This is a genomic window from Micropruina sp., assembly GCF_047607385.1.
Classification (GTDB): domain Bacteria; phylum Actinomycetota; class Actinomycetes; order Propionibacteriales; family Propionibacteriaceae; genus Micropruina.
This window is the reverse complement of the sequence record NZ_JASGDE010000082.1, coordinates 1-9,671: the sequence shown is the minus strand read 5'-3', so window position 1 is coordinate 9,671 and position 9,671 is coordinate 1. Positions and strand designations below refer to the sequence as shown.

Sequence of the window (9,671 nt, the reverse complement as noted above, 5' to 3'; positions counted from 1 at the left end):
TGGTCACGGGCCAGCACGATGTTGTCCCGCACCGTGCCGACGAAGACGTGGTGCTCCTGGGTGACCAGCGCCACCTCGGTGCGCAGCACGTCCAGCGGCAGGCTCATCAACTCCACGTCGCCGACCGTCACCGTGCCGGTGCGCGGCCCGTTGATGCCGGCCATCAGCCGGCCCAGCGTCGACTTGCCCGATCCGGACGGCCCGACGATCGCCAGCCGCTCCCCCACCCGCAGGTCGAGATCGATGCCGTGCAGCACGTCCCGCCCCTCGCGGTAGGCGAAGCGCAGGTCACGTCCCTTGAGATGGTTGTCGATCGGACGCCGCTCGCCCGGCGTCCGGTCCTGCGGCACCTCGGCGATGCCGAGCAGACGGGTGGTCGCGGCCAGCCCGATCTGCAGCCGGTCGGCCACCTGGATCAGCCGGTCCAGCGGCTCGACCAGCTGCTGCACGTAGATCGCGGCGGCGGTGATCTGACCGATCGTCACCCAGTGGTTGGCGTAGCCCCACGTGCCCAGCACGACGACCGCCACCAGCGGCAGCTGGTACGAGGCGTCCAGGAAGATGAACAGCAGGTTCCGCAGCGTCATCGTGTAGCGCTCGGCGTGGTTCGACACCTCGATGTCGTCGTCGCCGATCCGGACGCGGCGCTCGCCCAGCCCGAGCGCCTCCACCGTCCGGGCGCCTTCGACGGTCTCGGTCATCGTCGAGTTGATCTGCGAGTAGGTGCCCGATTCGGTGATGTAGCCGGGCATCGCCCGCCGCAGGTAGACCCGGGTGACGATCACCAGCACGGTGATGGACGCCACCAGCGGCAGCGACAGGAACCAGGAGTTGAGCACCATCGCGACGATGGTCAGCGCGGTGATCACCATCGACATGACCAGCTGCGGGAACGCCCAGCGGACCGATTCGCTCATCTTCGACACATCGGAGGTGATCCGGGTCAGCAGGTCGCCCGAGCTGGCCGACTCGATCCGGCCCAGCGGCAGCCGCAGCACGGTGCGCACGATGGACTCACGGGCAGCGGCCAGCAGGTCGTAGCCGAAGACCGCCGACACCCGGCGCGCCGCGAAGGTCAGCACCGACTGCACCACGACCACTCCGGCGACACCGAGGATGATCGCGTCCACCGTAGCCAGCGGCGTGTTGCCGGCCGCGACCTGATCGACCAGGTCGCCCAGCATCCGGGGCACGATCAGTCCTGCGGCGGCCGCCAGCACGTTGAACACCACCACCGCGATCAACAGCCAGCGCCGGGTGGTGAGCAGCTCGCCCATGAACCGGAAGGCCTTGTCGTTGTGCGCCACCGGCAGGCCCCGTTCGGGGTTGCGGGACGCCGCGAAGAAGGCCTCGGCGCGGCGCTGCCGGACCCGGAACCGGGTGGCCAGCCCGCGCAGCTGCCCGGCCGGGTGGGTGACGAACGCGAACGGCCCGTGCCGCGGCGGCGCGGCGAGTTCCGGCGGCAGTTCGAAGGCGTTCGGGTCGTCCGACCAGGTGGCGGCCGACGACGTCAGCAGGTCAGTCGTCATCGTCGTCCTCCATTCCTCGATTGACCACGGCCCGGTACTCGGGATGCTCGGCCAGCAGTTGCTCGTGGGTGCCGGTGGCGCTCTGCCGTCCGTCGGACAGGAAGGCCACCCGGTCGGCGCTGTGCACCAGCAGCGGGGACGCCGTCATCACCACGGTGGTGCGGCCCCGGCGGTGGTCGGCCAGCCGTCCGGCGATGGCCTCCTCGGTGTGCGCGTCCACCGCCGAGGTGGGCTCGACCAGCACCAGCACCTCCGGATCGGCCAGCAGCGCCCGGGCCAGCACCACCCGCTGCCGCTGCCCGCCGGAGAGTCCGCGTCCCTTCTCGTCGATGCGGCTGGCCCAGCCGTCCGGCAGGCTCTCGAAGACATCCTCGGCGGACGCCGTCCGCAGCGCCCGCTCGGCCTGCTCGCGGGTGTGCGCGCCCAGCGGATCGACCGCCTGCTGGAAGGTGCCGGCGAACAGCTGGCTGCCGGCGTCGGAGACCAGGATCCGTTCCCGCAGCGACGCCATCGTGTAGTGCTGGTAGTCCAGCCCGTCCGCGGTGACCCCCCAGGGTCGCCCGGCTGCTTCGGCGTCCGAACGAGCCGCCTCGGCGCGGCGACGTTCCTTCTCGGCGCGGGCCCGGCGAGCTGCGCGGCCCTTCAGTTCGTCGTCGTCCTCGGCCTTCTCCTCGGACGCCGTCACGGTGGGCAGGTAGCGGCCCAGCCGGTCGGCGAGTGCGGCGGAGGCGTCCGGATCGGCACTCACCACGACCAGGAACTCGCCGGGCTCGACCCGGACCCCGGAGACCTGATCGTGCAGCACCGGACGCGCCGGCAGCTCGGTGTCGCCGTCGGTCCAGGGCAGTTCGGCGTTCAGCAGCGCGATCGTCTTGCGGGCCGACACCAGTCCGCGGACCCATTTCTGGGCCACCTCGAACATCGTCTGCAGCGGCCAGACCATGAAGATCGCGTAGCCGACGAAGCTGATCAGCTGGCCCAGGGTGAGGCGTCCGGCCATCATCTCGTGCGAGCCGAGCCAGACCAGGATGACCAGCAGCAGCCCGGACAGCAACACCGACAGCGTCTCGACCACCGCCTGCCAGGTGCCGGCGGTGACGCCGAGCCGGCGCACCCGCTGGGACTGCACGGCGTAGTTGTCGCCGAAGGTCTTCTCGCCGCCGATGCCGCGCAGGATGCGCAGGCCCGCGACGATGTCGGCGGCCATCGAGGTCAGTTCGCTGTTCTGGGTCCGTTCCGCGGACTGCGCGGCGTTCAGCGGATGCAGCACCGGCGTCGCCGCCGCCACCAGCACCGGTGCCGCGATCAGCACCACCAGGCCGAGCGGTCCCGACGTGCTCAGCATCAGCGCCACGACGACCACGAAGGCGCCGAGCGCACCCAGCGCCCGGGCGACCACCTCGAAGGTTCCGCCGAAGATGTCGGAGTCGGACGACGAGATGCTCAGCACCTCACCGGTCGGCAGCCGGCGGTTCAGCACGTGGCCCAATTGGACCGACTTGCGGGTGACCAGCTTCTGGGTGCCGTACAGCGAGATCAGCCAGCCGCGGACGGCGAAGGTGTGCATCACGATGCCGCTGGCGGCCCCCACCAGGATGACCAGCGCCAGCAGCCCGGCCCAACCCACGGTGGCGGCCCAGTCGCCGACCAGAATGCCGGCGTCGATGGTGCGGCCGAGCAGGTACGGGCTGAGCGCGCTGGGCAGGAACCAGGCCAGCCCGGCCACCGCCAGGGCTGCGAGCACGTCGCCTTGCACCCGCAGCGTCCAGAGCAGAAAGCGTGCTGGGCTGCGGGTGTCCGGCCGGGCGGTTTCGGCGCGCGTGTAGGCGTCGATCCGCGGTGGGAAATCGTGCATAGCCGGGCAACGTTACTCGTGAGGCCCCGCGCTGTCGACTCGGCCCGGACGCCTCCGCCCCACCCCTCGCGCTCGCCTAACTACTTGCCGCTCGCCGAGTTCGGCGAGCGGCAAATAGTTAGGCGAGCGCGGGGATCCGGGCCAGCAGGTCGGGGTCGCTCGGCGGGTCTCGACCGGTACCCGCCTCGCGGCGGCATCATGGACTGCAGCAAAGAACGGCAACGGGGAGGCGTTCGAATGACACAGGTGGTACCGATCCTTCGGGTCGCCGACGTGGACAAGTCCTTGGCCTGGTGGCAGCAGCTCGGCTTCGTGCACGACTTCACCCACCGCTACGGCGGCGGCACCACGCATCGCTTCATGGGGATCCGCCGCGACGGCGCGGACGTCTTCCTCAGCGAGAACGTGGCGGACGCGTCCGGCCCGACCCTGCTTTTCATCTGGGTTCCGGACGTGGACGACCTCGCCCGCGCCTTCGGCGCCGACGTGGAGCAGCATCCCTGGGCCCGGGACTTCGAGGTGATCGATCCGGACGGCAACCGGGTCCGGGTGGGCACCAAGGAGCTCGGTCAGTCGGCCTGATCCTGGAGCTCGAACCGGTTCCCGGTGGTTATGGCCGGCCGGATCGGGTCAGCCCGACGCTCGAACCGCTTACTGGTTGAAATGACCCGCTGCGGAGGTCGCCATTTCCACCAGCAAGCGGTTTGAGTGCGACGCAGCTTCAAGCACCCTCGCCATATCCACAACAAGGTGGTTCGAACGGCATCCAGAGCTTGCCGACCAAGTGAAGCGGCGGGCCGGGCGGCCGGCCCGTGCGACCAGCGGCCCGCGGTACGGCCGGCCAGACCCGGCGATCAGCGCAGGAACAGCGCCCGCAGCCGCAGGGTGCAGAACACGACGCCGCCCACCGACATCATCCCGAAGTACGCCAGATGCACCCAGGTGCCGCCGGTGAACACGCCGATCGAGAGCTGTCGCATCAACTCGACGCCGTGCCACAGCGGCATCGCCTGGATGAACCACTGGACCGGCTGCGGGTAGACGGTGATCGGGAACAGCGTGGCGCTGAACAGGAACATCGGCAGCAGCACGATGTTGATCAGATCCATCTGCTGGAAGGTGGTGAACCAGCTGGTCACCGCCATCCCGACAGCGGCGAAGCCGAGCGCGATCAGCACCGCCACCGGCACCATCGCCAGCGCCCACCACGAGGTGGTGATGCCAAGCATCCCCATCACGCCGAGAAACCCGCAGGCGTACAGCAGCCCGCGGAACAACGCCATCGCGATCTCGCCGGCGGCGACGTCCAGCGGCCCGAGCGAGGTGGACAGCATCGCCTCGTAGATGCGTCCGAAGCGCATCTTGAAGAACACATTCCAGGTGGAGTCGTAGATGGCGCCGTTCATCGCGGACGTGGCCAGCAGCGCCGGTGCGATGAATGCCAGGTAGGGCATCGGCTGGCCACCCGGGCCGGTCACGGTGCCGACCAGTCCGCCCAGGCCGTAGCCCATAGCCAGCAGGTAGAACACCGGCTCGAAGAAGCCGGAGACGACGATCGTCCAGTTCTGGTTGCCGATCACCTTGAAGCCGCGCTCCAGCACGGCGCGGACGTTGCCCGCATACAGCCCGGTCAGCGCGCTCATCGGGTCAGCCTCCGGGCGAACAGCCGGGCCGCCAGCCAGGTGCCGCCGACGGCGGCGCCGAGCAGCACCACGACATGCAGCGCGGTCAGCCACCACGGATTGGCCATGCCGAAGCCGACCACCCGGGCCAGCTGAGTGCCGTGCCACATCGGCGAGATCCAGCCGATCCACTGCAGGTAGCCGGGCATCGCACTGATCGGGAAGAAGGTGCCGGCGAACAGGAACATCGGCATCACCACGAACCGCTGGATGAACGCGAACTGCGACCCCTCGTCGGTCTGCGTCGCCGCGAAGGCCATCAGCGGCGCCCCGAAGGCGAGCGCGGCCAGTGGTGCGATCAGCACCATCAGCACCGACGCAGGCGAGGTCACCGCACCGAACCCGACCAGCGCCAGCCAGAACAGCAGCGCCTCGGGGATGAACCGCAGCCCGACGGCAACCACCTCGCCGACGGCGACCTGGCCGGGCGCGACCGGGCTGGCGGCGGCCGCGAAGTAGTGCTTCTGCCATTTGAAGCCGGCCATCACCGGATAGCTGAACTCACCGCTGGCCTCCATCACCACGGACGAGACCAGCAGCGCCGGGCCGACGAACACCAGATAGCTCACCCCGTCGACCCCGCCGGCGCCCGCGTTCACCAGCGCACCCAGCCCGAGCCCCATCGAGAACAGGTAGAGCAGCGGCAGCCCGATCGCCCGGATCAGGATGGTCTGCAGATAGGCGCGCATCGAGGTCAGCCGGTACTCGGCGTACAGCCACCAGCCCCAGCGGCGTCCGGCCCGGGCCTGGGCGGCGGCCGGCAGCACCCCGCCGGTGTAGGCGAGCCGGTTGGAATCCGCCGCGGCGACGACGCGGTCAGTCAATCAACGACCTCCCGGTGAGCCGGAGGAAGACGTCCTCCAGGGACGAGCGGCGGACCAGCGAGGTGATCGGCTGCAGCCCGCGGGAGGTGACCTGCTCGAGCGCGGCCTCGCCGTCGGCGGTGTAGAGCAGCACCCGGTCGGGCAGCACCTCGACGCGTTCGGCGACACCGTCGAGTTGCGCCACCGCGGCGGCGTTGCGGTCGGAGCCGAACCGCACCTCCAGCACCTCACGGGTGGAGTACTGCCGGATCAGCTGCGCCGGCGAGCCTTCGGCGACGATCCGGCCGTGGTCCATCACCACCAGCCGGTCGCAGAGCTGCTCCGCCTCGTCCATGAAGTGGGTGGTAACGACCAGGGTGACGCCCTCTTCCTTGAGCCGGAACAACCGGTCCCAGAGGATGTGCCGGGCCTGCGGATCGAGCCCGGTGGTGGGTTCGTCCAACAGCAGGATGCGGGGTTCGTTGATCAGCCCACGGGCGATGGTGAGCCGACGTTTCATGCCGCCGGAGAGGTTGTCGACCTTCTCGTCGGCCTTCTCGGTGAGCTGCGCGAACTCCAGCAGGTCGTCCGCGCGACGCCGCAGATAGGCCCGCGGCAAGCCGAAATAGCGGCCGTAGGTGATCAGGTTCTCGCGGCAGCGCAGCTCGGTGTCGAGGTTGTCCTGCTGCGGGATGACGCCCAGGTTGGCCCGTACCTCCGGCCCGTGAGTCTCCGGGTCCAGGCCCAGCACCCTCAGCGTTCCGGACGTCCGCAACGAGGTGCCGCCGATCATCCGCATGGTGGTCGACTTGCCCGCGCCATTGGGCCCGAGCAGCCCGAACGACTCCCCGGCAGCCACCTCGAAGTCGATGCCGTCGACGGCGTTGAGTTCTCCGTAGCTCTTCACCAGAGCGCGGGCTTCGATCACGGACACGGCGAGCAACCTACCAAGCGGTCCCGACACTTCTCACCGCGGCGACCTCGGACGTCGCCGCCGCTCAGCGCAGATCGTTCTCCGGCGGCTCCGGATGCCGGGCGATCGCCCGCCGGTCGCGCCGGTCCCGGCGATCGCCGCGGTCGCGTCCGCCGCCATTCATCATGCCCATGATCATCGGGATCGCGGTGCCCAGCATCGGCCACATCGGCCAGTAGTAGATCAGGTGGCCGGAGGTCAGCACGGTCATCAGCCAGATCACGTTGAACATCACCGCCAGCCCGAGCCACCACCGCGGGAACTGGCCCAGGAGACCCCGCGCACCGCTCTGCTGCGCCGGCGCGCTGGCCTGCTGCTGCCCGGCGGCGGGCAGCGGGGTGATGTCGGTGAGCACCGGCACCAGCTCGCCGAGGCTCTTCGAGCTCATCACCTGATCCAGCCGCTGGTTGTATTCGTCGTTGTCCAGGCGTCCTTCGGCGTAGGCGTCGGCCAGCATGGACGCGGCGTTGCCACGGTCACCGTCCGAGGCGCGCAGGTGTTGGTACTGCGGGTCGCGCGGGTCGGCGGAGAAGCCCGCCCAGCCTTGGCCACCCTGCCCCGGCGGCACCGGAAGGTTCTGCCACTGCGGACCTGACATGGCTACCTACTTTCCTCGGGTCTGCCCCATTCTGCCCCAGTACCCACCCGGAGCGACGCCTCAGCGGCTGCCGGCGTTGTAGCGCAGCGAATTCGGACGGCACTCCGCCTCGCTGCCGATCCGCAGGTCGGCGGCGATCTTCCCGTCGTCACGCAGCGCGGCCAGCGCGTTCACCGTCCGGTCCCGGATGGCCCACGGGTCGAGGGTGTTGAGGTAGATCTTGGTGGCACCCTCGAAGCCCGCCAGGGTCGAGATCCGCCACTTCAGCACGATCCGCCACGGCATCGCGACGTCCACGTCGATCGGCCGGTAGTGCCACTCCTCGTTGCTCGGGACGTCCACCCCGGTCGCCGCGTGCATGGCGTGCAGCATGTCCGACATGCCCCGCAGCTCCTCCGGCGACTGCTCCCACGGGTCGCATTCGGCGCTCTTGGAGTAGATCTCCAGGGACGGGAAGCGGTGGCCGAAGCCGACGAACGCGATGGCGTGGTCGTTCTCGGCCAGCACCAGGTTCTTGTAGGCGGCGTAGTTGACCGCGTCCTCGTTGAACACGTTCGGGTTGGCCCGCAGCTGAGCCACTGCCCGCTCGGCCTGGACGCCGCGCTCGTCGACGGCGACCAGCTGCTTGTGCAGATGGTCGAAGGACGCCCCGGCGGGTCGCAGCCAGTTCTGGAACACCACGACGTAGCGGGCGTAGCGGTTGAGGTTGAACAGCGCCGAGATCGACTCCACCGTGAACGACAGCAGCTGGTGGTGCTCTTCAGGGCTCAGCGTGCCCGACCCGGCCAGCTGGGTGTTGTCGACCGCACCGTCGACGAAATGCCGGCGACTGATGATCACGTCGTGCCCGCCGCCGAAGAAGCCGGACGCGAAATCGACCTGCTCCTGCAGGGTCATCGCGTCGATCTGCGCCGGCGTCCGCCCACCGGCCAGCAGCTTGGCCCTCGCCACGCCCAGAATGTGCGCCCGCCCCACCGGCGATTCCAGATAGGCGGCCTTCCGGGCCGCGACCCGCGCCGGCAGGGTGTAGCCGTAGTTGGCATTCCAGTACTGGTAGCTGAGGATCTCGAACAGGTTCGGCACCCGGCGGAATTCGGCGGTGGTGGTGAACAGTTCCTCCGCGGTGGTGCCGTAGCACGTCTGCCAACTCCCGTCGCCGCGGCGCACCATCCGGGACTTCTCCGGCGGCGTCTCCAGGTAGCGCTTCTCGCAGAACGGGCAGTGCCGTCCGTGCTGCTCCGGCTCCAGCGGTACCGGGGGCGGCAGCGCGATCCCGAGCGGGCGGTTGCCGCGTCCGGCCACCGTCCACACCTCGGTGCCGGAGAACGGATTGAGCTGTTTGACGGTTCCGTCGGCCATGACGGTCAACCAGTCCGGCTCCCGGTGGAAGGCCTGCATAGGTGGTTGCTCCCTGGATCGGTGGTGGGCCTCAGAGTAGCTTCCCGGCTTGTGCCACGACACCGGCCCGTTCAGCGGGCGTCGGGACGATTCCGGAGGGAGTTGCAACCAAATCGTGACCGCCCGCGTCCAAGCACGCGAAGAGGACCAGTCACGGAAGTGAGTACGACATGCCGCACAGCACCAGCGCCGACCGCGCCGCCTGCATCGACAACCCGGCCCTGTTCCAGCATGAACTGCTGGAAGATCCCGCACTCGCCCGCGGCAACGGCGAACGCCAGCGCCAGGCCGTCCTGCTGAATGCCCGCGCCGGGGCCGTCTGCGCCGACTGCCCGTTGTTCGAGTCCTGCCTGTACGACGCTGTGGTGAAGCACGACGTGGCCGGTTTCGTGGCCGGCACCACCGAGACGCAGCGCACCCAGATCCGGGCCGCGCTGGGCGTGACGGTCGAGCCCGAGGACCTGGACGCGATGGCCGGCGTCGTCCGCGGCGGCCGCCAGCTCAACCACGAGGAGGTGCTGCGGCTGCGCCAGGCCAACCCGCACGAGAGCCTCGAGGTGCTGGCGATGCGGCTCGGCTGCTCACTGTCCACGGTGAAGCGGCATATGCGCCGGGCGCGTGCCGCGGCGGCGTCCGAGGTGTCGTTCGTGGTGGTGAAGCCGACCATGGAGCGGGTGCTGGCCGCGTTCGCGGCGGTCGTCCGTCCGCACCGCTCCCGGGAGCGCCGGGTCGCCTGACCGCACTCCCCACCGCTCGCCTAACTATTTGGGGCTCGCTGAATTCAGCGAGCCCCAAATAGTTATGCGAGCGGTGGGGTGTGCGGTCAGGCGACC

Annotated in this window: 9 protein-coding genes; 2 read left to right on the top strand and 7 right to left on the bottom strand. The window is 69.6% G+C overall.

Annotated features, from left to right (window positions below):
- Positions 1 to 1,529 (bottom strand): ABC transporter ATP-binding protein (locus QM582_RS07525; protein ID WP_415083167.1); only part of this gene is annotated, 1,529 nt, incomplete at its 3' end.
- Positions 1,519 to 3,384, bottom strand: a complete 1,866-nt coding sequence (locus tag QM582_RS07520) for an ABC transporter transmembrane domain-containing protein (RefSeq protein WP_415083165.1) — start codon at positions 3,382 to 3,384, stop codon at positions 1,519 to 1,521. The genes QM582_RS07525 and QM582_RS07520, both read right to left, overlap by 11 nt.
- Positions 3,385 to 3,582: 198 nt before the next feature.
- Here QM582_RS07520 and QM582_RS07515 point away from each other — a divergent pair, with 198 nt between their 5' ends.
- Complete coding sequence (locus QM582_RS07515) at positions 3,583 to 3,966, top strand: glyoxalase superfamily protein (protein WP_415083169.1); 384 nt, start codon at positions 3,583 to 3,585, stop codon at positions 3,964 to 3,966.
- Positions 3,967 to 4,238: 272 nt separating this feature from the next.
- Here the strand turns inward: QM582_RS07515 and QM582_RS07510 are convergent, their stop codons facing one another.
- The 5 genes from QM582_RS07510 to QM582_RS07490 form a co-directional block, all read right to left on the bottom strand.
- A complete protein-coding gene (locus tag QM582_RS07510; protein WP_415083164.1) occupies positions 4,239 to 5,027 on the bottom strand; it encodes an ABC transporter permease in 789 nt (262 codons plus the stop codon).
- Complete coding sequence (locus tag QM582_RS07505) at positions 5,024 to 5,890, bottom strand: ABC transporter permease (protein WP_415083162.1); 867 nt, start codon at positions 5,888 to 5,890, stop codon at positions 5,024 to 5,026. The genes QM582_RS07510 and QM582_RS07505 overlap by 4 nt, the downstream gene beginning before the upstream one ends.
- Positions 5,883 to 6,803 carry an ATP-binding cassette domain-containing protein gene (locus QM582_RS07500; protein WP_415083160.1) on the bottom strand — a complete coding sequence of 307 codons (921 nt, stop codon included), beginning with the start codon at positions 6,801 to 6,803 and terminating at the stop codon, positions 5,883 to 5,885. Before QM582_RS07500 ends, QM582_RS07505 begins: the two co-directional genes overlap by 8 nt.
- Before the next feature lie 64 nt (positions 6,804 to 6,867).
- Entirely contained in the window at positions 6,868 to 7,440 is a 573-nt protein-coding gene (locus QM582_RS07495) for a DUF1707 SHOCT-like domain-containing protein (protein ID WP_415083159.1), read from the bottom strand.
- 60 nt (positions 7,441 to 7,500) lie between these two features.
- Positions 7,501 to 8,838 (bottom strand): DUF4921 family protein, encoded by a 1,338-nt coding sequence (locus tag QM582_RS07490; protein WP_415083157.1) that lies wholly within the window; start codon positions 8,836 to 8,838, stop codon positions 7,501 to 7,503.
- A gap of 170 nt (positions 8,839 to 9,008) precedes the next feature.
- Between QM582_RS07490 and QM582_RS07485 the strand changes: the two genes are divergently transcribed.
- Complete coding sequence (locus tag QM582_RS07485) at positions 9,009 to 9,575, top strand: WhiB family transcriptional regulator (protein WP_415083156.1); 567 nt, start codon at positions 9,009 to 9,011, stop codon at positions 9,573 to 9,575.
- The last annotated feature ends 96 nt before the right edge of the window (positions 9,576 to 9,671 follow it).